Source organism: Mesorhizobium sp. M3A.F.Ca.ET.175.01.1.1, from assembly GCF_004791945.1.
Taxonomy (GTDB): Bacteria; Pseudomonadota; Alphaproteobacteria; order Rhizobiales; family Rhizobiaceae; genus Mesorhizobium.
The window spans coordinates 241,142-263,308 of the sequence record NZ_SRTP01000004.1 but is presented as its reverse complement, the minus strand read 5'-3'; the positions used below and the strand labels follow the sequence as shown (position 1 = coordinate 263,308).

Genomic DNA, 22,167 nt, shown 5'->3' with positions numbered 1-22,167 from the left:
AGAAAGGGGACGCCGAAGCGCCCCTTTCCCTTGCCGTCGCTCACCCATTCACCAGCGCCAGCAGTTCCTCGGTATAGCGCTTGCCGACCACTTTGTCGGGCGACAGCGCATCGCCGATGGCCGCGACCTCGGCGGCGCTCAGCTCGATCCCGGCAGCCGCGGTGTTCTGCTCCAGGTGCCGTATCTTCCTCGCGCCGGGGATCGGCACGATGAAATCGCCCCGGTGCAGCACCCAGGCGAGCGCCAGCTGGGCGGATGTCACGCCCTTTGCGGCAGCCATCTTCTCCAGCACCGCGATAACGGCGTTGTTGGCTTCCATAGCCTCGGCCTGGAAACGCGGCTGGCCGAGGCGCCAGTCGCCCGCGCCGAGAGTGTCGGGCTTGGCGATCGTGCCGGTGAGCAGGCCGCGGCCGAGCGGGCTGTAAGGCACGAAGCCGATGCCGAGCTCACGGCAGACGGCGAAGACCTCGTCCTCGGCATCGCGGGTCCACAGCGAGTATTCGCTCTGCACGGCGGCGATCGGATGCACGGCATGCGCCCGGCGAATGGTCGCCGCGCTCGCCTCCGAGAGGCCGAGCGCGCGCACCTTGCCCTCGCGCACCAGCTCGGCCATGGCGCCGACCGTGTCCTCGATCGGCACGTCCGGGTCGACGCGGTGCTGGTAGTAGAGGTCGATGACATCGGTATCCAGCCGCTTCAGCGAGGCTTCGGCCACCGCCTTGACATGCTCGGGTCGGCTGTCCACCCCGGCCATGCGCTCGGTGCCCGTGCCTTCGTCGAGGATCTTGAAGCCGAATTTGGTGGCGATCGTCACACGATCGCGTACCGGCTTCAGCGCCTTGCCGACCAGGATTTCGTTCTCGTAGGGCCCGTAGACCTCGGCCGTGTCGAAGAAGGTGACGCCGATCTCGACGGCGCGGCGCAGCGTGGCGATCGCCTCGGCTTCCGGCTGGCCGCCATAAGCGAAGCTCATGCCCATGCAGCCGAGGCCGACGGGAAAGACTTCGAGTTCAGTTCCTAATTTGCGGGCTTGCATGGCGCATCTCCTTGTTTCGACGAGAAGGAAATAGCGGCTTGGGTATCGTTCGATAACCATGGTTCTGTTGCACGACTTGTTCTAAAGAATAGATCAATGAATCGCGCCAACCTCTCGCAGCTTGCCGTGCTCGCCACCGTGGCTCAATGCGCCAGCTTCCGCGGCGCAGCGCGCGAGCTCGGCATCGCGCCGTCAGCCGTGAGCCACGCGGTGTCGAGCCTGGAGGCGCGGCTCGGCGTGCGGCTTTTGTCACGCAGCACACGCAGCGTCGCCCCGACCGAGGCAGGCACGCAGTTGCTGGAGCGGCTGCGGCCGGCGCTTTCCGAGATCGACCTCGCTCTGGAGACGGCGGTCGAGGCGCGCGACCAGCCGGCCGGCAATCTCAGGCTCAGCGTGCCACGCACGGCAGCACATCTGGTGCTGACGCCGCGTCTCGGCGCTTTCGCCGCCGCCTATCCCGACATCGCGCTGGAGATCGTCATCGAGGACCGCTTCACCGACGTGGTCGAAGGCGGTTTCGATGCCGGCGTGCGGCTCGGCGAAAGCCTGCAGCGCGACATGATCGCGGTGCGCATCGGGCCGGATATGCGCGGAGCAGTGGTCGGCGCGCCGTCCTATTTCGCGACCATGCCCAGACCTCGCCACCCGCGTGAGCTCGCCGAGCATCGCTGCATCCGGTTCCGCTTCTCCAGCGGCATTCTCTATCGCTGGGAATTCGAGAAGGACGGCGAGGAAATCGAGTTCGCCGCGCAAGGGCCGCTGATCCTCGACGAGGACCATTTGATTGCCCAGGCCGCCATCGATGGCGCAGGACTGGCCTTCGTCTTCGAGCCTTATGTCCGCGCCCCGCTCGCCGATGGCCGGCTGATCCGGGTGCTTGAGGACTGGTGCCCGTCCTTCGAAGGCTTCTTCGTCTACTATCCGAGCCGCCGCCAGATGCGGCCGGCGCTGAGGGCTTTCGTGGATTTCTTCAGGGTGAGCGGGTAGGCGCGCGGCGGGCCGGTAGCAGGCAAATCGTTTCGGCGTCGCTCGCAATCCTGTCGCACGTCGGCGCTGCCCCTCATCTGCCTGCCGGCATCTTCTCCCCGTTGAACGGGGAGAAGGGGCTGACCGCAACGCCGGCGCCCTTGTTGCGACTTCAGACACCAGCGACAGGGCGCAGGCTATTTTCTCCCCGTCACTATACAGTCACTACACGGGGAGAAATGCCCGGCAGGGCGATGAGGCGCGGCGCTGGCGTCTGGAGTCTTTTTGAGAACCAGGCCTGGGATGCCTTGGAAGAAAGCCGAAGCCGTTAGCGTTTTTGGGCCATGCGACCAACCATCACCAACACCACGACCCGCTACGGATGGCCAAGCATCGTGCTGCACTGGCTGATCGGGGTGATCTTCATCGGCCAGTTCGGGCTCGGTTTCGTCATGATGCGGACGCCTAGCCAGCGCACCGCCTTCGAGCTGATCCAGCTGCACAAGTCCTTCGGCTTCCTGCTGCTTGGGCTGATCATCCTGCGCATCGCCTGGCGGCTCGGCAATGCGGCGCCGGCGCTGCCGGCCTCGGTCGGCACCCTGGAGCGGCGCACGGCGCCGCTGGCGCATTTCGCACTCTACGCCTTCCAGATCGCGCTCCCCCTTTCCGGCTGGGCCTTGGTATCGGTGTCGACGCTGGAGATCCCGAGCATGCCGTTCAACCTGTTTGTAATGCCAAACCTGCCGCTCACCGAATCCGACGCCGCCGAAAGCTTCTGGTCGGCCGCGCATTGGTATCTCGCCTATGCCGGCATCGCGCTGGTGGCGCTGCATGCAATGGCGGCACTGCGCCATCATTTCCTGCTCCGCGATACGGTGCTGACGCGCATGATCACGCCTTCATCGGGCGGGGAATAGAAGGGCCCCATGGTTCGTTGGTGGCGAGACGACAGCAATGAGCTGCCTCAGGAAAGGACCATCCCATGCATGCGCGCAGCCTCGGATTGGCGGCTTTGGCCGCTTGCCTTGCCGTGCCCGTTTACGCGGCGGCGGCGCTCAGCGACGCGGCCGGCAGCTACGCGATCAGCCCGGCGGGCTCCAGCATCCGCTTCACCATCGGCAAGGCGGGCGGTGGCGGCTTCGACGGCGCCTTCGGCCGCTTCAAGGGCACGATCCGCATCGACAATGCCGATGTCGGCCGCTCGAAGGTCGACCTCACCATCTATCCGGAAAGCGTCGGCACCGGCCAGGCGCGCATCGACGCCTTCCTGCGCTCCGACGCGGTGTTCGACAGCGCCAACAATCCGGAGATCGAGTTCCGCTCGACAGGCGTGACCCGCACCGGGGAGACGACGGCCGTGGTCAGCGGCCGGCTGACGGCGCGCGGCAAGACGTTTTCGGAAAAATTCACCGCTGAACTCAATGGATTGAAGGGCGGCACGATCAGGTTCCACGTCACCGGCAAGGTGCTGCGGTCACGTTACGGCATGGATGTCGGCACGCCGATCTATTCAAATGTCGTCGACTTCGACATGACGCTGATGGGGAAGAGGGGCTAGTTCCGGTCGCGCGTCCTCGGGTTCGTCATCCTAGGGCGAAGCAAGGAGCGAAGCGACGCGCGTAGACCCTAGGATCCATGCTGTGACGCTAAGGCGTTGCAACAATTACAGAATTCTGCACCGCTCCACCCTGCTACCGAAGTCACGGAATGGATCCTCGGGTCAAGCCCGAGGATGACGAAGGTGCTTTGTGACCGGCGTCCCGCATTGGCTTTTCCAGCGATTTCGGGCAAACCTCGTCGCCTGTTAATCGACATGGAGAAGCACAATGTTCCGATGGGGTGTTCTGTCGACGGCCAAGATCGGCCGTGAGCAGCTTTTGCCGGCGATCGTCGACTCGGAAAACGGCGTGCTGTCGGCGATCGCCAGCCGCGACCTGGCGAAGGCGCGGGCATTGGCCGACCGCTTCGGCGCGCCGCATGCCTTCGGCTCCTATGAAGAGCTGCTCGCATCCAAGGTCGTCGATGGGGTCTACATTCCGCTGCCGACCTCGCAGCATGTCGAATGGACGGCGAAGGCCATCGAGGCCGGCAAACACGTGCTGGTCGAGAAGCCGCTGGCGCTCGATGCCAAGGACATCGCGCCGCTGATCAAGCTGCGTGACCAACACAAGGTGCTGGTCTGCGAGGCCTTCATGGTCGTCTACCACCCGCAATGGATCAAGGTTCGCGATCTCATCGCCAGCGGCGCCATCGGCCGGCTGCGTCATGTGCAGGGCGCGTTCTCCTACTACAATGTCGACCCCAACAACATGCGCAACAAGCTCGACCTCGGCGGCGGCGCCCTGCCCGACATCGGAGTCTATCCGACGGTGTCGACACGCTTTTCGACCGGCAAGGAGCCGGTGCGCATCCAGGCCAACATCGAGCGTGACAAGACCTTCGGCACCGATATCTATTCCTCGGTGCGCGCGGATTTCGGCGACTTCGAGCTGTCCTTCTATCTGTCGACGCAGTTGGCAGCGCGGCAGGTGATGGTGTTCCACGGCGAGAAGGGGTTCATCGAGGTGCTCTCGCCCTTCAATGCCGGGCTCTACGACCACCACCGCATCGAACTGCACAACCAGAACCACACCGAGGCGCAGGTCTTCCGCTTCCCCGGCACGCAGCAATACCGGCTGGAATGCGAGGCCTTCGTGCGCGCAGCCCAGGGCGGCAAGGACCGCGTTTTCACGCTGGAGGAATCGGTGCTCAACCAGAAGGTCATCGACGCCATCTTCCGCGCCGGCGAAAGGGACGGCTGGGAGCCGGTCTGACTCGGAATCGATCTGCCGGCATCTTTGAGGGGAGGAGAAGATGGCTGACGACGCTGACGTCATCATTGTCGGCGCAGGCCTGGCCGGGCTCGTCGCCGCGGTTGAGCTCGCCGAAGCCGGCAGGAAGATCATCATTGTCGACCAGGAGCCGGAGCAGTCGCTGGGCGGCCAGGCGTTCTGGTCGTTCGGCGGGCTCTTTCTCGTCGATTCGCCGGAACAGCGGCGCATGCGCATCCGCGATTCGCACGATCTGGCGCTCGAGGACTGGATGGGCACCGCCGCCTTCGACCGGCCTGAGGATTTCTGGCCGCGCCAATGGGCGGCGGCCTATGTCGGCTTCGCCGCCGGTGAGAAGCGCTCGTGGCTGGTCGAGAGGGGATTGAAATTCTTCCCCGTCGTCGGCTGGGCCGAGCGCGGCGGCGGCAATGCCGTCGGGCATGGCAATTCGGTGCCGCGCTTCCACGTCACCTGGGGCACCGGGCCCGGTGTGTTGGAGCCCTTCGTGCAGCGCGTGCGCGAGACACAAAAGCGCGGGCTCGTGCAGTTCAGGTTCCGCCACCGGGTCAGCGAGATCACGCGGACAGGCAAAGTCGTCACCGGCGTGCGCGGCGACATGCTCGAACCAAGCAGCGTCGGGCGCGGCTGCAAGAGCTCGCGGGAAGTGACCGGCGACTTCGAGCTCGGCGCCCAGGCGGTGATCGTCGCTTCCGGCGGCATAGGCGGCAACCATGAGCTGGTGCGCAAGAACTGGCCGCAGCGGCTGGGCCCAGCGCCCAAGCGCATGATCACCGGCGTGCCCGACCATGTCGACGGCCGCATGCTGGCGATCACCGAAGCCGCCGGAGGTTCGATCATCAATCGCGACCGCATGTGGCATTACGTCGAGGGCATCAAAAACTGGGCGCCGATCTGGACCGATCACGCGATTCGCATTCTGCCAGGCCCGTCGTCGCTCTGGCTCGACGCACACGGCAGGCGCTTGCCGGTGCCGCTCTATCCGGGCTTCGACACGCTGGGCACGCTCAGCCACATCATGAGAACCGGCCATGACTATTCCTGGTTCATCCTGACGAAAAAGATCATCCAGAAAGAGTTCGCGCTGTCGGGCTCGGAGCAGAACCCGGATCTTACGGGAAAAAGCTGGCGACAGGTGCTCGGCCGCGCGACGTCGGGCATTCCCGGCCCGGTCAGGGCGTTCATGGAAAAAGGCGAGGATTTCATCGTCGAGGCCGAGCTGCCGAAACTGGTGGCGCGGATGAACGCGCTGGCCGGCGGCGAGCCGCTGCTCGAGGTTACGCAGGTGGAGCGTGAGATCCGCGCCCGCGACCGACAGCTCGACAATCCGTTCTCGAAGGACATGCAGGTGACGGCGCTGCGCGGCGCGCGCGCCTATCTCGGCGACAGACTGATCCGCACCGCCAAACCGCACAAGATGCTCGATCCGGCAAACGGCCCGCTGATCGCGGTGCGCCTCAATATCCTCACCCGCAAGACGCTTGGCGGCCTGCAGACCGATCTCGACAGCCGCGTGCTCGATGCCGAGGGCGAGCCGGTGCCGGGACTCTATGCTGTCGGCGAAGCCGCCGGCTTCGGTGGCGGCGGGGTGCATGGCTATGCGGCGCTGGAAGGCACCTTCCTCGGCGGCTGCATCTTTTCCGGCCGCAGCGCCGGGCGGGCGGCGGCACGCGCTGCGGCGTGAACCCGCGAAGATTCCGAATGGATGCCGCCAAGCTCCACCATATGGCTGTGTTCCTAACATTAGCAAAAGCGCATAAGTGTTTGCGAACGTGAGTTCGGTGCCGCCGATCTAACGCGCCGTCTGCTGGGTCAATCGGGCGCCCGACCGCCCTTGGCATGGTGGAGGATTGAAAATTCAGGTGAGCTACTACTCGAAGCTCTATCATATTGAGGGCCTCGCGCGGGCCATCGGGTGGAAGAAATCGATCTCGGTACTGCTCCGCCGTGTGTTGGGCATCGGAGCGCCCATGAAAGTCCGTTGCGGTGGACATGACCTGCTGGTCAGGCCCACCGACAGCGACCTGTTCGTGATCTCGCAGGTCTTCGGGCACTGCGAATACCAGATCGGCGAAGCGGGCCAGAACGCGCTCAACCGCCTCGCGAAGGAGTGGCGAAGAAAAGGCTTCGTCCCTGTGATTGTCGACGCCGGCGCCAATGTCGGCTACTCGTCAATCTTCTTCAGCGACAAGTATCCTGATGCCCTGGTGATGGCTGTCGAGCCGGACCGCCGGGCCTTCGAAGCGTTGATTTCGAACTGCGCCGAATCGGAGCAGATCGTGTCGGTCTACGGCGCACTGTGGCGCCACGACGGCCAGGTTGCACTGGTCAACACCGATCGCCCCTCATGGGCACGCGCCGTATCTGAAGGCCAAGGTGTGCCTTCGATCACCCTGAAGAGCCTGCTTGCCAAGGTGCCCAAGGCCAAACTGCTGATCCTGAAAATGGACATCGAAGGTGCGGAGCGGGAGGTCACGCGTGACTGCGGCAAGCTGCTCAGGGATGCGCCGTGCATCATTGTGGAGCCGCACGACTTCCTGTTTCCCGGCCGCGGCTGCCTCTCGTTCGTCTACGCATCGCTGACCGAAAGGAGCATCGACAGCCTTGTGAGCGGCGAGAACCTGATCTTCATAGCGTCGGAATTGCTGACCCCCAAAACCTCACGGCGGAGAGCCGGATGAAAGACCGTCCAGACTGTGTCCAAAAGCGCGTCGCGCTGAAGCGGCTTCAGCCGGCGCGCTTTAGTAGCACCGAGACTTCTTCGGCGCGTCTGGAGGCTACCGATCGACGACAAGGCGCGGCACTCTTGACGCCATGCAGTCGATCGAATTTTCGCGGCTCTTTCCCCCTGGAACGCGACGCAGGTCTGTGCGTTTGGACATCAGCCGCGGCGGTGAAGACGGAGTGCGCGCACAATGGCCTCCATCCGATACATTGCGACGGACGTCGATAAATCCGTCGCATTCTATCGCGACAAGCTCGATTTCTCGGTGAACATGCACAATCCCGGCAAGTTCGCAGCGCTTGTTCGTGACGATCTGACGCTCTATTTGAGCGCCCCGGGTGCGGGCAGTGGCGGAACTGCGGGCGGCGATCCGGAGCCTGGCGGGTGGAACCGGTTCATGATCGTCACGAAAGACCTGGATGGCCTCGTCGGCCGGCTGAACACCGGCGGGGCAGACTTCAGAGGAGAAATCAGCGAGGCGGGAGCCGGGCGCGCCAGGCTCCTGGAAGATCCCTCGGGCAATCTGATCGAGCTGTTTGAATTCAAGACATAAGTGATGCTTCTGCCTGTCTAGTTTGCTTGGAGCCGCTGCCTCCCAGCGAGGCCGAAGCACCCGGCTGTTCAGCCACCAAGTCATTAACAATTCATGCAGCGTGGCGCAGTATTGTCGGCCTGAAGAAGTCTGACAGATGAGCTCTTCCCTTGCGCGACAGCCCTGCCGAAGCGACCAATTTGCAGCTTGTCATCCACAACGACGATGAGACTCCGTGACCGTTCGTCGTCGACCTCGTCCGCTCGATCTTCGACCGATCGGAGGCGGAGGCTGAAGCCTTTGCCGCAATAGTGACGCAGCAGGGAAAGGCGGTGTGCGGCAGCTATCCTGTCGCCGTCGCAAAGGCGATGCTGGATACGGCGCAGCAGCGCATCAAGGCAGCCGGCCACCCGCTTCGCATCACGACCGCTGCCGGCGGAAGCGAAACCACGTCCAAGGACGGTCCTCCGGCACAGACTTTGCGCGACAGAAAGTTCAAATATGCCTATGAGGCCATCGCCTGGCATTTCGCGGGACTGGCGCAGGACGAGATCGTCGCGACGTCCCGCCAGTTTCCCGGCCATATGCGCGCCGACGTGCAGGTCGCGCTCGACAAACTGTTCTCGACCTCGCCCATTCGCTTCTTCGGCCTCTACGAGCAACACCGCTACGAGACGCTGACCTATGCCGCGCTGACAAAAGACGGACAGTACGCGGTCACCATCTCGGCGGCGCAATACCAGGATGTCGATATCGGCGAGGACGAACCGATAAGGTGTCTCACCAACGGCTTGTGGCTCAATCGCGACCAGGACCTGCCCTACGCGGTGGTGCTGTCCTTTCACCGTGAGTACGGCCGCGAGGCCGGAACCTGCGTCGAGATCGCCATGCCGGCCGGCGAGGGCGGCGTGGCGCTGGTGAACCGCTGCTTTTCGGAGCTGGAGGCCGCGATCAATGCCGCGCGCTCCTATCGCGGCAAGGTTCTCTCGCTCGAGACCGAAAGCGACTATAGCGGCCGCTCCAAGGGCGTGATGGTGCATCGCTTGCCGCAAGTTCCGCGCGAGGCGGTCATCCTGCCGGAACGCACCCTGAAGCTTCTCGACCGCAACGTGATCCGGTTCATCGAGAGCCGGGAAGCCCTGAGGCGACTTGGGCAATCGACACGCAAGGGCATCCTGCTTTACGGGCCGCCGGGCACCGGCAAAACGCACACCATTCGCTATCTCGCCGCCAACCTGCCCGGCCATACGACGCTCATCATAACGGCCGGCCAGATGGGCTTGCTGTCGCACTATATGACGCTTGCGCGGCTGCTGCAGCCGGCTACGGTGGTGATCGAGGACGTGGACCTCATTGCCCGCGACCGCGAGACTATGGGGAGCCCGTGCGAAGAGTCTCTCCTCAACGCGCTGCTCAACGAGATGGACGGATTGAAGGACAACGCCGACATCCTGTTCATCCTGACCACCAACCGGCCCGAACAACTGGAAGCTGCGCTTACAGCGCGGCCGGGGCGTATCGATCAGGCCATCGAGGTGCCGCTGCCGGACGACGGCAGCCGGGAGAAGCTGGTCCGCCTTTACGGCGGCGGCCTGAAACTGTCCGACAAGATCGTGAACGAAGCCGTTATGCGCACGAAGGGCGTCAGCGCCGCGTTCATCAAGGAGCTGATGCGCCGTACCGCGCAAACGAGCATCATGCGTGGCGACGGCGAGGCCGTCACCTCCAAGGACCTCGCCGAGGCCCTGGACGACATGCTGTTCACGGGCGGCCGGCTCAACGTCAAGCTGCTTGGCGGAGCAGCCGAGGAGCCATGACGTTGCCGAGCGGTGACCAATAACGGGCTGGCGACGGGCGACCCATTCGCTGCCGCGGCGGAACAACCAGGTTCGATAGAGCAGGAGATCCCAGCTCCACCTTGAACTGTCCGGACGTTTGATCTCGTCGATCTCCCAACCACAAGCACAGGCCCCTCGTTGCGATCTCTCAGTCGCTTATCGACCGTTGGCAAGCCGCTCATCGAGCCCGACGAGAATCTGCTCCCAAGACTTGCCGTGATGGTCGGCGCGTATTCGAAACGGAACAGTCGGGCCGCTTTCACAGCCATTGCCGCGCCGCGGATGCGATCCCCTATCTTGTCGCGGATTTGATGGCCGCCGCGGCGCTGACCCTGGGATTCGCCGTCTGCTTTTTCGCTGATCAGTTCATCGGCCACACGATCGTCAGCATCGGCACGGCGACAATGATGACCAGGAACGACAGCGGCAGTCCCAGGCGCGGATAGTCACTGAAACGGTAACCTCCCGGCCCCATGACGAGGGTGTTGCACTGGTGTCCGATCGGAGTGAGGAAGTCGCAGCCGGCGCCGATGGCGACCGCCATCAGAAATGCTTCCGGCCTGTAGCCCAGATCGCCGGCAAATTCTGAGGCGACAGGCGCCATGACAAGAACGGTGGCGGCATTGTTGAGGAATGGCGTGACGGCCATGGCGGCGACAAGGATGAGCATCAGTGCGCCGGGCGCTGGAAGAATGCTCGCGAGCTGGGCTAGTTCTCCGGCAACCAGTCCGGTCGCCCCTGTGCTGCGCAGCGAGTCGCTCACCGGAATGAGCACGGCGAGCATGATGAGAATGGGACCATCCAGCGATTGGTAGACGTCCCGCAGCGGGATGACCTGGAAAAGCACGATCCCCACCGCCGCCGCAAAGAAGGCGACGGAAACAGGCAGCAGACCAAAGGCCGTCGCCACCATCGCCAGAGCAAGGATTGCTACCGGCACGACGCCTTTGCGGACGCTGCCAAGAAGGATCGGCCTTTCCGCCAGTGGCAGGCAGCCGAATTCGCGCAGGATCTCGGGCATTGTCGCTGCGTTGCCCTGCAACACGACGACGTCGCCGAGCCTGAGTTCGACTTTGGCGAGCCTGCGGTCGAGGCGCTGGCCGCGGCGGCTGACGGCCAGCAGATTGACATTGAAGCGATCGTAAAGGGCAAGGCGCTGCGCGGTCCAGCCGATCAACGAGGAGCTTTCGCCGATTACGGCCTCGATAGCTACCCTTTCGCCGGTGGTGGCGTCCTCATCCACCCGATCCCCGGTGACGCTTAGCTTACCCTGCGAGACAAGGCGATCGAGCGCCGCCGGGTCGCCTTCGAGCAACAGGATGTCATTCTCCTTCAGGACGGCATCGGGCAGCGGCGTCATCCGCATAGTTCGATTGCGCAAGATCGATGTCACGACGGCATCGCCGCCGGCGAGTTTTATGAGGTCGGCGACGGTTTTCCCAAGCACGGTGGAATCGCTGACAATGCGAGCCTCTGTGAGGTAATTCCTGATGTCGAGGGCTTCATTCAGCGCCGCGCCGAGCTTTTCGCGCGCCGGTACCAGCCAATAGAAGAACAGCAGGAAGATCATTCCTGCGACGGCTACAGCAGCTCCGACGGGTGCGAAGTCGAACATGGTGAACGCGGTTCCGGTCAACTCCTCTCGCACTCGGGACACAACGATGTTGGGGGAAGTTCCCACCTGCGTCATGAGACCGCCGAGCAGTGATCCGAACGCCATCGGCATCAGGAATATCGACGGTGAAATGCTGGATCGGCGCGCGAACTGAAAGGCGATCGGGATCATGATGGCCAGCGCACCGATATTCTTGACGAAGGCAGACAGTAAGGTCACCACGATCACCAGCAGCGCCAGTTGCGACCGAACACCCGACAATTTCGGAGCAAAGCGCTCGATGGCAACTTCCATGATGCCCGAGCGCGCTATGCCTGCGCTCACCAGCAGAGCGCTGCCGACGATGATCACGATATCGTCGCTGAAGCCGCTGAAGGCTTCGTCGAAGGGCACAATGCCAACGGCGAGAGCAAGCAGGAGTGCCGCCGCCGCGACGAGATCATATCGATAGCGACCCCACACGAACGCTGCCATCATCACGAAGGTGACGGCGAACGACAGAATTTGCGGCGTGGTCATTCTTCGGATGCTCCGCTAAGCGGCTGATCAGAACGCCCAGACTGCCCTTTCGTTGCTTTGGCTGTCGACGGCCCTGCCAGCCTCCGTTCCGAACGGCCACCGGCGGGATGGCCGATCGGCTCAACCCGGCCTCAAGCGCAGTCGCCTGCGATCGTCAGCTTACAGGAAGACCCCTGCCTCTGACTTCAAGCCGCTGCATCTATTCGGTTGTCACCTCGACCAGAGCGGTGACCGGCTTGCCATCCGCAAGGATTGGTTGGTGACGATCGTCTGCAAGCAGAATGCCGATGACGTGCCTACCGGTCGGGCTGGGGCAATGGCCGAAGCGCGCCTTGATCAGATCACCGCCGAAGTCGCTGTTCATGCTGTTGTAGGGACGGCCAGGAATGTTGCATGTGTTGCCCTCGGGATCGATCTTCATGTGTATGTGGCCGCATTGACGGTTCGCTCCACATTGCCCGGCAGGAAGAAGCGCGAAGTTGCTTTTCACGACGACACCGATCACGCCTTCCGGATCGCTGCTCAACCGGACCACAGTCTCGGCTTGAGGCCAGACGATTTCCAGCGTCGGAACTTCCTGCGCTTGCGCGGTCACCAGGCAAAGCGCCGTGAATGCAAAGCCGACCATCGAGATGGAACGAAGCATTGGGAACCTCCTATATTGTAATCATCGATTACATTCGTGCGCATCCGGGCGCAAGGAAAATAATCGGTGCTTACATCGCTATTCTGTGATAGCCGTCCCCGCATGGATGCGAACCATCAGATGAGCAAGGAAAGCACCAGACGCTATCATCACGGGAACTTGGTCGAGGCTCTCGTCGCGGCGACGGTAGAGATCATCGAAGAACGGGGCGTCGAGCATGTTTCCGTTCGCGAAGCGGCCAAGCGGGCAGGTGTTTCGCCCGGAGCTCCGTTTCGCCATTTCCGTTCAAAGACGGCTCTGATGACTGCGGTAGCGGAGCAGGCCATGGGCAGACTGACCGAAGCGGTCACAGAAGCTCAGTCAAATGCCGGCGGCTGCGACCCCCTGACGGCTTTCGAGGCTATCGGCCACGGCTATTTGCGGTGGGCGCTCGCCAATCCCACGCATTTTGAGATCCTCAGCTCCCGAACACTGATCGATTTCGATTCATCCGACAGCCTGCGTGAGCAGAACAATGCCATTCGTCATCTGATGGTCGAACTGCTGACCGAGGCGCGCGTGCAGGGGCAGATTTCGAGCGGCCTGAATTTCGATCACCTCCTGCTTGGCGCGCGGGCTCTGGTCTATGGTCTGGCACGAATGGCGATCGACGGCCATTTTCCGGAGTGGCATGTCGCCGAGCCTCCCTCGGAGGCAATGAGGCACACGCTTCACCTCTTCATAAGGGAGATCGCCAAATGATGAGGCGCCTCACCTGGAATTAGCGCCGCAATCGGCGGCGTTCAGCGTTCGCAATGAGAGCAAATCTAGAAGGTCGTCCGCCAACAAACTCGACGAGTTGGAAACGAAATGGCGCGCCCGAAGAGATTCGAACTCCTGACCCCCAGATTCGTAGTCTGGTGCTCTATCCAGCTGAGCTACGGGCGCGCAACAGGCCGTGGATGACACAAGCCCCGCGATCCGATCGTGACGACCGGACGCGACGAGACGTGTTCCCTAACGACTGAATTCCGGAAAAGCAAGCCGATCCGGCAAAAGTTTTGTAGCAGGCGTTTTGGCGGCGCGGATCAGGTCGACACACCTCAGGCCGGGCGGCGCAGACTGCCTCGCGCTTGGTCGAGCCGCACCGGCTGATCCGGAATGGTGACGGCGAAGGTGGTGCGGCCGCCGATCGATTCGACGAGCTCGACCGTGCCGCCATGGGCGCGGATCAGCTCATGGGCGATCGCCAGGCCGAGACCGGTGCCGCCGCTGCGCGCCGAGCCGCGGAAGGCCGCGAACAGGTTCTCGCGCGCCTTGGGCGGCAGGCCGGGGCCGGTATCGGTGACAGTGATGCGGCTGACGCTGCCGACGCGCTCGGCCGAGACCGCCAAGCGGCGCACCACCGCGCTCTCGGTGTCGGCGGCCATCGCCTGCACCGAGTTGCGGCAAAGATTGGTGAGCACGCGGAACAGCTGGTCGGAATCGGCGTCGACCTCGAAGGCGAGCTCGACGGCGTTGATGAACTCGATGCCTTCCTCGATGTCGAGCAGGCCATGCACATCATCGACCAGCTGGCGCAGCCGCAGGCGGCGGCGCGACGGCGCCGGCTCCTGGGTGCGGCCATAGGCGAGCACGCCCTCCGAATAGGCGACGGCGCGATCGAGCGCGCGCAAGAGCTTCGGCGCGAAGGACTGCACGGTCGGATCCTTCACCTGGCGCAGGCGGTCCGACATCAGCTGGGCGGAGGCCAGAATGTTGCGCATGTCGTGGTTGATCTTCGAGACCGCCAGCCCAAGGTCGGCGAGATGCTTCTGCTCGGACAGCATCTTCTGCAGCCGCTCCTGCATCTGCGACAGCTCGCGCTCGGCGACGCCGATCTCGTCGGCGCGGGCAGCGGGACGAATGATGCGCCCGGGATCGTCGGGCGCTTCGGAAAAGGACAGGATCGAGCGCGTCATGGTGCGGATCGGCCCGATCATGATGAGGTCGATCGAGGCATAGACCAGCATGGCGGTGAACAGCGATATCAGCAGCGAGACGACGGCGACGTTGCGCGAATAGCGCAGCATCGCATTGCGGAGGCTGTAATCCGGCATGATCAGCTCGAATTCCTTGTCGCTGTCGCCGACCGGACCGAAGACGCGCAGCATGCGATTGCCGCCGAAGAACAGCGTGTCGAGCGCCCCGGTCATGCCGTTGACCAGCCCGACATTGGCGATGTCGATATGCTCGTCGACCTGCGGGGGCATGTCGGCCACGACCAACAGCCGCGAGACGCCGCCGTCGCGCACCGCGATCGCCCTGGCGCCGATGGCCATCAGCACGTCGTTCTGGGCGGCATGCGACAGCGAGTTGGGCTCGCCCTGCAGCAAAACGATCGACACCGCGGCGGCGGTGTTCAGCCGCTCCTTCAGCCAGCTCACACGGTAGCTGGCGATCCAGGGCAGGAAGATCAGGATTTCGGCCAGCAGCACGAAGACGATGGTGAGCAGCAGAAGCTTGGTCGACAGGCCGCGCGACAGCGGCACCCGGCGCGCCGCGTTTGCCGCCGGCAGCCGTTGCTTTTCATCCGTGGGCAGAGCTTCGCTGGTCATGACGCGGTCTTCACGAAGGCTTGATCGCCAAGATTATGCGATTTGCGGCTTTTTTCCAATTTTGTCCCTGGCGTTATGAAAAATTCCCCGCCGCGGGGCCGGATTGACTTCCAAAAACCTTCTTTCTATAAGCCCGCTCACGCTCGGGCCGTTCGTCCGGCGCGGTTTCGATCGCGCCCAAGGTCCGGCGAAGCTCCTGTTACACAGTGACAGAATCAAGAAGGGCCGCACGCCGCGGTATTAAAACAAATGAAGCGTACCTACCAACCGTCCAAACTCGTCCGCAAGCGCCGGCACGGTTTCCGTGCCCGTATGGCTACCAAGGGTGGCCGCGGCGTCGTTGCTGCCCGCCGCAACCGCGGCCGCAAGCGGCTCAGCGCCTGAACGAAAGACGAGATCGTTGCCCGCAACCGGCAAGCCAAAGGGACAAACTCCCGGGCGGCTTCTGAAACGCGCGGATTTCCTAGCTGTGCGCGGCGGCGAAAAGCGCCGCGGACGGCTTTTTCTCGTCGAGGTTCTCGACCGCGGCGACCAGCTTGCGCCACGCGTCGGCTACACCGTCACCAAGAAGGTCGGCAACGCCGTGGTGCGCAACCGCGTCCGGCGGCGGCTCAGGGAAGCCGTGCGCGTCCATGCCGCCGATGACATGGCGCCCGGTAATGACTATGTCATCGTCGGGCGCGAAGACGTGCTCGCCATTCCGTTCGGCCAGTTGAAGGCCGAACTTTCCCGCCGGCTGCGCGGCACACGATAGGCCAAGGCTTTCGATGGAAAACAACCGCAATTTCTTCATCACCATTGCGCTGTCGGTGCTGATCCTGACGCTGTGGCAGGTGTTCTACATGAACCCGAAAATGGAGCAGCAGCGCGAGGCGGCCCGTATCGAGCAGCAGCGCGTGGAGGCGCAGAAGAAGGACGCGGGCACCGCCAATTCCGGCGCCGCCTCGACGCAGGCTCCGGCGCCGGGCGCCATCCCCAACGCGCCGGGCGGCGAAGCCGTCACGGCGGCCAGCCGCGACCAGGCTATTGCGGCGACGAAGCGCATCAGGATCGACACGCCGAGCCTCGAGGGCTCGATCAACCTGACCGGCGCGCGCCTCGACGACATCAAGCTCAAGCACTACACCGAGACGGTCGACAAGAACTCGCCCGAGATCCAGTTGCTCAACCCGCAGGCGCTGCCCACCGGCTATTTCGCCGAGATCGGCTTCGTCGGCAGCGACAAGACCGGCACGGTGCCGGGCGCCGACACGGTGTGGAGCGTCGACGGCAATCCGACGCTGACGGCATCGTCGCCGGTGACGCTGACCTTCACCAACGACAAGGGCCTGACCTTCAAGCGCACCATCTCGGTCGACAATGATTACATGTTCACCGTGTCCGACACGGTGCAGAACTCGGGAACCGCTGCCGTCAGCCTGTTCAACTATGGGCGCGTCACACGCTACGACAAGCCTGCCGTCGCCAGCACCTATGTGCTGCATGAAGGCCTGATCGGCGTCACGGGGACGGAGGGGCTGACGGAATACAAATACGCGGCGATCGAAAAGGACAAGGAAGTCAAGCCAGGCAAGTCGACCGACGGCTGGCTGGGCATCACCGACAAATACTGGGCCGTCACCCTGGTGCCGACCGAGAAGCAGCCCTTCCAGCCGCGCTACGGGTTTTTCGAGGACGGGCGCCACCGCTATCAGTCCGACTTCCTCACCGACGCGATCAATGTCGACGCCGGCCAGTCCGCGACTGTCGAGACGGAGATTTTCGCCGGCGCCAAGGAAGTCGCCAAGATCAACGCTTATGAGGCTGACCGGCACATTCGCCAGTTCAACCTGCTGATCGACTGGGGCTGGTTCTATTTCATCACCAAGCCGATGTTCTGGCTGATCGACACGCTGTACAAATTCTTCGGCAATTTCGGCCTGGCCATCCTGGCCACCACCGTCATCGTCAAGGCCATCTTCTTCCCGCTCGCCAACAAGTCCTACGCGTCGATGGCGAACATGAAGAAGGTGCAGCCGAAGATGCTCGAGATCCGCGAGAAATACGCGGACGACAAGATGAAGCAGCAGCAGGCGATGATGGAGCTCTACAAGACGGAGAAGATCAATCCGCTGGCCGGCTGCTGGCCGGTGGCGCTGCAGATCCCGGTCTTCTTCTCGCTCTACAAGGTGCTCTACATCACCATAGAGATGCGGCACGCGCCGTTCTTCGGCTGGATCCATGACCTTGCGGCGCCCGATCCGACGTCGGTCTTCAACCTGTTCGGCTTGCTACCCTTCGCGGCTCCGGCTTTCCTGCCGCATATGGGCGCCTGGGCGGTGGTGATGGGCATCACCATGTTCCTGCAGATGCGCATGAACCCAGCGCCGCCGGACCCGACCCAGGCCATGATCTTCACCTGGATGCCGGTGGTCTTCACCTTCATGATGGGCAGCTTCCCGGCCGGCCTGGTCATCTACTGGGCCTGGAACAACCTGCTCTCGATCCTACAGCAGGGCGTGATCATGAAGCGCCAGGGCGCCAAGATCGAGTTGTGGGACAATCTGGCGGCGATCTTTCGCAAGAAACCATCGCCGGCGGAGTAGCCGGCCCCCGAGAACCTCGATTGCAAGAACCCCGGCTCGACCGGGGTTTTTGCTGTCGTCGCTTCCTCGAGGCAATTCCCGCACGGACGACATTACTCATGCTGGAATAGCCTTGGCTGAAACTCCGGCCCGCCATCTCTCGTAGCTTTCCAGTCCTCCCCACTAAGGCCGCGACGGCTTCCGGCGCAGCGTCGCCGGTGTTTGGGAGGCCGTGCGGCAGGGGTCCCGCGCTGCTTCGCGGGATCCCGACTCATCGCGCCTGTCTGCGCCAGGTAGACCACCGGTCGCGCATCGCTATAAGCTCCATCCCCTGCAAGGGTGGACGGAGCCAGCCGATGACCGGACCCAATCCCAATATCAAGCATCCGATCCCGATGCATCCGCGCGTCGGCTTTTTGAAAGGACTGGTGAGCGCGCCCAACATCGAGGTCGGCGACTTCACCTATTATGACGACCCCGACGGTCCCGACAAATTCGCCGAAAAATGCGTGCTGCATCACTACCCCTTCATCGGCGACAGGCTGATCATCGGCAAATTCTGCGCCATCGCCGAGGGCGCACGCTTCATCATGAACGGCGCCAACCACGCGATGTCAGGCTTCTCGACCTATCCGTTCAACATCTTCGGCCATGGCTGGGAGCAAGGTTTCGACCCGCAGACATGGTCGAAGGAGATCCGCGGCGACACGATCGTGGGCAACGACGTATGGATCGGCATGGATGCGGTGATCATGCCCGGCGTAAAGGTGGGCCACGGCGTCATCGTCGCCGCGAAATCGGTTGTCACGCACGACGTGCCGCCCTATGCGATCGTCGCCGGCAACGCGGCCAAGGTGGTAAAGATGCGCTTCGACGATTTTACGGTGCGACGGCTTTTGAAGGCGGCCTGGTGGGATTGGCCGGTCGACAAGATCGGCCGCAACCTCGACGCCATCCGTGGCGCCGACATTTCAATGCTGGAGGCCGCGGTTTGAACGCGCAGGATAAAACCACGACCGAAACTGCGATAAGTCCGGAGCTGTTCAGCCGCGCGTGGATCTTCATCCGCGGCGTGCCTTCGATGAAGTTCCTGCCGCCGGAAGGGCCGCCGGAGATCGCCTTTGCCGGCCGTTCCAACGTCGGCAAGTCGTCGCTGATCAATGCGCTGGTCGGCCACAAAGGCTTGGCCCGGACCTCCAACACGCCGGGTCGCACGCAGGAGCTAAACTATTTCGTGCCGGACGGATTCTCCGGCGAAGGCGCCGACCTGCCGCCGATGGCGCTGGTCGACATGCCGGGCTACGGCTATGCCAGCGCGCCGAAAGACAAGGTCGACGCCTGGACGAAGCTGATCTTCGAATATCTGCAGGGGCGCGTGACGCTGAAGCGCGTCTATGTGCTGATCGACGCCCGCCACGGCATCAAGGCCAAGGACGAGGAAGTGCTGTCGCTGCTCGACAAGGCAGCGGTGTCCTACCAGATCGTGCTGACCAAGACCGACAAGATCAAGGCGGCGGGCGTGCCGAAGCTGATCGAGGAGACATTGGCCAAGATCAGGAAGCGGCCGGCGGCGTTTCCGGCGGTTCTGGCGACCTCTTCGGAAAAAGCCGCAGGGCTCGAGGAGCTGCGCGCGGCGATCGCGCTGGTGGCGAACGGCGGCTGAAGACCCTTCCTGCGGCCATCTTTGGATCGGACTCCACTCGCCCGATCCACGCCCTGCTCAATCCGTCTCGTCGCGTTCCGGCGCAGGCTCGCGCCGGCCGGTCAGGATCTCACGCTTGCCGACATGGTTGGGGGCGCCGACCAAGCCTTCCTTCTCCATACGCTCGACCAGCGAGGCGGCGCGGTTGTAGCCGATGCCGAGGCGGCGCTGGATGTAGGAGGTCGAGCATTTCTTGTCGCGCTTGACCACTTTGACCGCCTCCTCGAAAAGGCCGTCGCCATCCTCGGCGTCGATCGAGCCCTTGTCGAAGACCGGGCCAGTATCGGCCGTCTCTTCCTCCGTTTCCTCCTCGGCAGTGACCGTATCAAGGTATTCGGGACGGCCTTGCGCCTTCAGATGCGCAACGACGTGCTCGACCTCGAGGTCGGAGACGAAGGGGCCATGCACGCGCGCGATGCGCCCGCCGCCGGCCATGTGCAGCATGTCGCCCTGGCCGAGCAGTTGCTCGGCCCCTTGCTCGCCCAGGATGGTGCGGCTGTCGATCTTGGAGGTCACCTGGAAAGAGATGCGGGTGGGGAAATTGGCCTTGATCGTGCCGGTGATGACATCGACCGAGGGGCGCTGCGTTGCCATGATCAGATGAATGCCGGCGGCACGGGCCATCTGCGCCAGCCGCTGGATGGCGCCCTCGATCTCCTTGCCGGCCACCATCATCAGGTCGGCCATCTCATCGACGATGATGACGATGTAGGGCATAGGCGCGAGGTCGATCTCCTGATCCTCGAACAGCGGTTCGCCGGTGCCCTTCTCGAAACCGACCTGCACCTGCATGACGACGGTCTCGCCCTTGTCGCGGGCGGTCGCGGCGCGCTGGTTGTATCCGTCTATGTTGCGCACGCCGAGGCGCGCCATCTTGCGATAGCGGTCCTCCATCTCGCGCACCGCCCATTTGAGCGCGGTGACCGCCTTCTTGGAATCGGTGACGACGGGCGTGAGCAGATGCGGAATGCCGTCATAGACGGACAGTTCCAGCATCTTGGGATCGACCATGATGAGGCGGCATTCCTCCGGTTTCATCCGGTAGAGCAGCGACAGGATCATGGTGTTGATGGCGACCGACTTGCCCGAACCGGTGGTGCCCGCGACCAGCAGATGCGGCATCTTGGCCAGTTCGGCGATCACCGGCTCGCCGCCGATCGTTTTGCCGAGGCCCAGCGCCAGCTTGCAGGACGTGTTGCGGAAGCCGGGCGATTCGATCAGCTCGCGGAAATACACCGTTTCACGCGTTTCATTGGGCAGTTCGATGCCGATGACGTTGCGGCCCGGCACCACGGCAACGCGGGCCGAGACGGCCGACATCGAACGGGCGATGTCGTCGGCCAATCCGATGACGCGGCTGGATTTCACGCCTGGCGCCGGCTCGAACTCGTAGAGGGTGACGACCGGACCCGGCCGGACGTGGATGATCTCGCCCTTGACGCCGAAATCCTCCAGCACGCTTTCAAGCAGATCGGCATTCTGTTCCATCCGCTCCTGCGACATGTAGAAGCCCTGGCCTTCCGGCGGCATCTGCAGCAATTCCTCGGAAGGAAGCGCATAGCCCTCCGAAACGGCCGCCGGCACCGCCTTGCCGGCGACAGGCAGGGAGGGCGCCGGCTTCGCGGGCCGGGCGCGCTTTGTCTCGGAAACCGGCACAACGGCTGCCGCTGCGGGGGCGCGCGATGCAACCTCCTCATGGTCGGCCGGGAGAACGGCGGGCGCGCCGGCCGGGGGCGTCACCGAAGCAGGGCTTGCGGCCGACCCGTTCGAACGCCATTCGATGACGCGGTAGAGCGAGGTTGCCTCTCCGCTGGAGACGGAGCGCGCGGGGCCCGGCTGCGCCGAAGGATGCGCCGTTGCGGCAGCGACAGGCCGCGCCGGTTCGTTCAGGCGGGCCCGCGCCAGGCGCTCGGCGAGGAAAGGCATGCTGAACTCGAAAAACGCATGATCGGAAAGATAGGACCAACGCATTTTCGGCTGCGGCTTCTGCGCGGGCGCGGCGACCGCGCACGGCGGCCCGGCTGCAGCGGCGGAAGCCGCGGCGGGAGTTGCACTGACTGGATTGGTAGCCTGAGCCGGCGTCGCGGGGCGGAGGGAATCAGCGGCGGTGGCGGCCGCCTTGGCTGGCGCCTCATCGTCCGGCTGTGGCGCAGGCCGCTTGTCGCAATCCGGCGTGCGGGTGAACCGCACATTGGGGGCGAGGAAGAAATATTGCTGCCAGGCGGCACCGCCGAACTCGCCGCCAGGCGAATCGGACGAGGCGGTATGCGATTCGCTTCCGACCGCCGTGCGCAGCGGGACGACCTCTCCCTGCGGCGAAGCCGCGCTGTGGCGCCGCGCCTCTTGCGGACGGCGGAAATCGTCATTGCCGTCCGTGGAAACACCGGGAGGATTGGCACGGGAAAAGCGCATGGAAGTCATACTCGGGACTCTTCAAAGGAACAGGTCCCGAGACATAGGAAGCGATGGTTAACAAGCTCTTCCGATCGGCTCGGCCAACAGGCTGATCCACGAGCCAATTTTCGAACGAGGAGAGCGCGTGCCATTGCCCGGACACCGTGCTTGATCTGTCGACGTCGTCCTAGGCGAAGCAAGGAGCGAAGCGACGTGGGCAGACCAT

At 63.6% G+C, this 22,167-nt stretch carries 19 protein-coding genes, 1 tRNA gene and 1 pseudogene; 15 read left to right on the top strand and 6 right to left on the bottom strand.

Going from position 1 to position 22,167, the window contains the following annotated elements; translation table 11 throughout:
* Positions 1-40: 40 nt before the first annotated feature.
* Positions 41-1,036: an aldo/keto reductase gene (locus EN818_RS12750; RefSeq protein WP_095805165.1), complete on the bottom strand. Its 996-nt coding sequence runs from the start codon at positions 1,034-1,036 to the stop codon at positions 41-43.
* A 96-nt stretch (positions 1,037-1,132) separates the two neighbouring features.
* On the opposite strand from EN818_RS12750, the gene EN818_RS12745 reads away from it, so the two are divergent.
* The 9 genes and pseudogenes from EN818_RS12745 to EN818_RS34425 all read left to right on the top strand — a co-directional run bounded on the left by EN818_RS12745 (position 1,133) and on the right by EN818_RS34425 (position 9,904).
* Positions 1,133-2,023: a LysR family transcriptional regulator gene (locus tag EN818_RS12745; RefSeq protein WP_095805166.1), complete on the top strand. Its 891-nt coding sequence runs from the start codon at positions 1,133-1,135 to the stop codon at positions 2,021-2,023.
* Between the two features lie 323 nt (positions 2,024-2,346).
* Positions 2,347-2,919 (top strand): cytochrome b, encoded by a 573-nt coding sequence (locus tag EN818_RS12740; protein WP_095805168.1) that lies wholly within the window; start codon positions 2,347-2,349, stop codon positions 2,917-2,919.
* Between the two features lie 65 nt (positions 2,920-2,984).
* A complete protein-coding gene (locus EN818_RS12735; RefSeq protein ID WP_095805169.1) occupies positions 2,985-3,560 on the top strand; it encodes a YceI family protein in 576 nt (191 codons plus the stop codon).
* A gap of 268 nt (positions 3,561-3,828) precedes the next feature.
* Positions 3,829-4,815 carry a Gfo/Idh/MocA family oxidoreductase gene (locus EN818_RS12730; protein WP_095805170.1) on the top strand — a complete coding sequence of 329 codons (987 nt, stop codon included), beginning with the start codon at positions 3,829-3,831 and terminating at the stop codon, positions 4,813-4,815.
* Between the two features lie 40 nt (positions 4,816-4,855).
* Positions 4,856-6,514: an FAD-binding dehydrogenase gene (locus tag EN818_RS12725; protein ID WP_095805171.1), complete on the top strand. Its 1,659-nt coding sequence runs from the start codon at positions 4,856-4,858 to the stop codon at positions 6,512-6,514.
* 178 nt (positions 6,515-6,692) lie between these two features.
* Positions 6,693-7,511, top strand: coding sequence for an FkbM family methyltransferase (locus tag EN818_RS12720; protein WP_095805172.1), 819 nt, complete (start codon positions 6,693-6,695; stop codon positions 7,509-7,511).
* A 234-nt stretch (positions 7,512-7,745) separates the two neighbouring features.
* Positions 7,746-8,108, top strand: a complete 363-nt coding sequence (locus tag EN818_RS12715; protein WP_095805173.1) for a VOC family protein — start codon at positions 7,746-7,748, stop codon at positions 8,106-8,108.
* 233 nt (positions 8,109-8,341) lie between these two features.
* Positions 8,342-8,500: pseudogene (locus EN818_RS34310) on the top strand (ATP-dependent Clp protease adaptor ClpS); the annotation flags it as partial.
* Positions 8,501-8,671: 171 nt separating this feature from the next.
* Positions 8,672-9,904 carry an ATP-binding protein gene (locus EN818_RS34425; RefSeq protein ID WP_348631410.1) on the top strand — a complete coding sequence of 411 codons (1,233 nt, stop codon included), beginning with the start codon at positions 8,672-8,674 and terminating at the stop codon, positions 9,902-9,904.
* A gap of 382 nt (positions 9,905-10,286) precedes the next feature.
* Here the strand turns inward: EN818_RS34425 and EN818_RS12705 are convergent, their stop codons facing one another.
* Both EN818_RS12705 and EN818_RS12700 read right to left on the bottom strand, forming a co-directional pair.
* A complete protein-coding gene (locus EN818_RS12705; protein WP_095805175.1) occupies positions 10,287-12,059 on the bottom strand; it encodes an SLC13 family permease in 1,773 nt (590 codons plus the stop codon).
* A 199-nt stretch (positions 12,060-12,258) separates the two neighbouring features.
* On the bottom strand, positions 12,259-12,687 hold the full coding sequence (locus tag EN818_RS12700; protein ID WP_245420304.1) for a hypothetical protein: 429 nt from the start codon (positions 12,685-12,687) through the stop codon (positions 12,259-12,261).
* Positions 12,688-12,825: 138 nt separating this feature from the next.
* On the opposite strand from EN818_RS12700, the gene EN818_RS12695 reads away from it, so the two are divergent.
* Positions 12,826-13,446 (top strand): TetR/AcrR family transcriptional regulator, encoded by a 621-nt coding sequence (locus EN818_RS12695; protein ID WP_245454702.1) that lies wholly within the window; start codon positions 12,826-12,828, stop codon positions 13,444-13,446.
* Positions 13,447-13,555: 109 nt separating this feature from the next.
* On the opposite strand, the gene EN818_RS12690 is transcribed toward EN818_RS12695, so the two are convergent.
* Positions 13,556-13,632: transfer RNA gene (locus tag EN818_RS12690), tRNA-Arg, on the bottom strand.
* Between the two features lie 155 nt (positions 13,633-13,787).
* Positions 13,788-15,281, bottom strand: a complete 1,494-nt coding sequence (locus EN818_RS12685) for a HAMP domain-containing sensor histidine kinase (protein ID WP_095805178.1) — start codon at positions 15,279-15,281, stop codon at positions 13,788-13,790.
* 249 nt (positions 15,282-15,530) lie between these two features.
* Here EN818_RS12685 and rpmH point away from each other — a divergent pair, with 249 nt between their 5' ends.
* The 5 genes from rpmH (at position 15,531) to yihA (ending at position 19,508) form a co-directional block, all read left to right on the top strand.
* The gene (gene rpmH, locus EN818_RS12680; RefSeq protein WP_008833937.1) at positions 15,531-15,665 is read left to right on the top strand and encodes a 50S ribosomal protein L34; all 135 of its coding nucleotides are present in this window, start codon (positions 15,531-15,533) and stop codon (positions 15,663-15,665) included.
* A gap of 16 nt (positions 15,666-15,681) precedes the next feature.
* Positions 15,682-16,035: a ribonuclease P protein component gene (gene rnpA, locus EN818_RS12675; RefSeq protein WP_095805179.1), complete on the top strand. Its 354-nt coding sequence runs from the start codon at positions 15,682-15,684 to the stop codon at positions 16,033-16,035.
* Between the two features lie 13 nt (positions 16,036-16,048).
* On the top strand, positions 16,049-17,866 hold the full coding sequence (yidC, locus tag EN818_RS12670) for a membrane protein insertase YidC (protein ID WP_095805180.1): 1,818 nt from the start codon (positions 16,049-16,051) through the stop codon (positions 17,864-17,866).
* A gap of 335 nt (positions 17,867-18,201) precedes the next feature.
* Complete coding sequence (locus EN818_RS12665) at positions 18,202-18,840, top strand: CatB-related O-acetyltransferase (protein ID WP_095805181.1); 639 nt, start codon at positions 18,202-18,204, stop codon at positions 18,838-18,840.
* Between the two features lie 32 nt (positions 18,841-18,872).
* A complete protein-coding gene (gene yihA / locus EN818_RS12660; RefSeq protein ID WP_280952434.1) occupies positions 18,873-19,508 on the top strand; it encodes a ribosome biogenesis GTP-binding protein YihA/YsxC in 636 nt (211 codons plus the stop codon).
* A 57-nt stretch (positions 19,509-19,565) separates the two neighbouring features.
* Here yihA and EN818_RS12655 read toward each other — a convergent pair whose 3' ends face one another.
* Positions 19,566-21,968: a DNA translocase FtsK gene (locus EN818_RS12655; RefSeq protein WP_245454703.1), complete on the bottom strand. Its 2,403-nt coding sequence runs from the start codon at positions 21,966-21,968 to the stop codon at positions 19,566-19,568.
* Positions 21,969-22,167 lie beyond the last annotated feature (199 nt).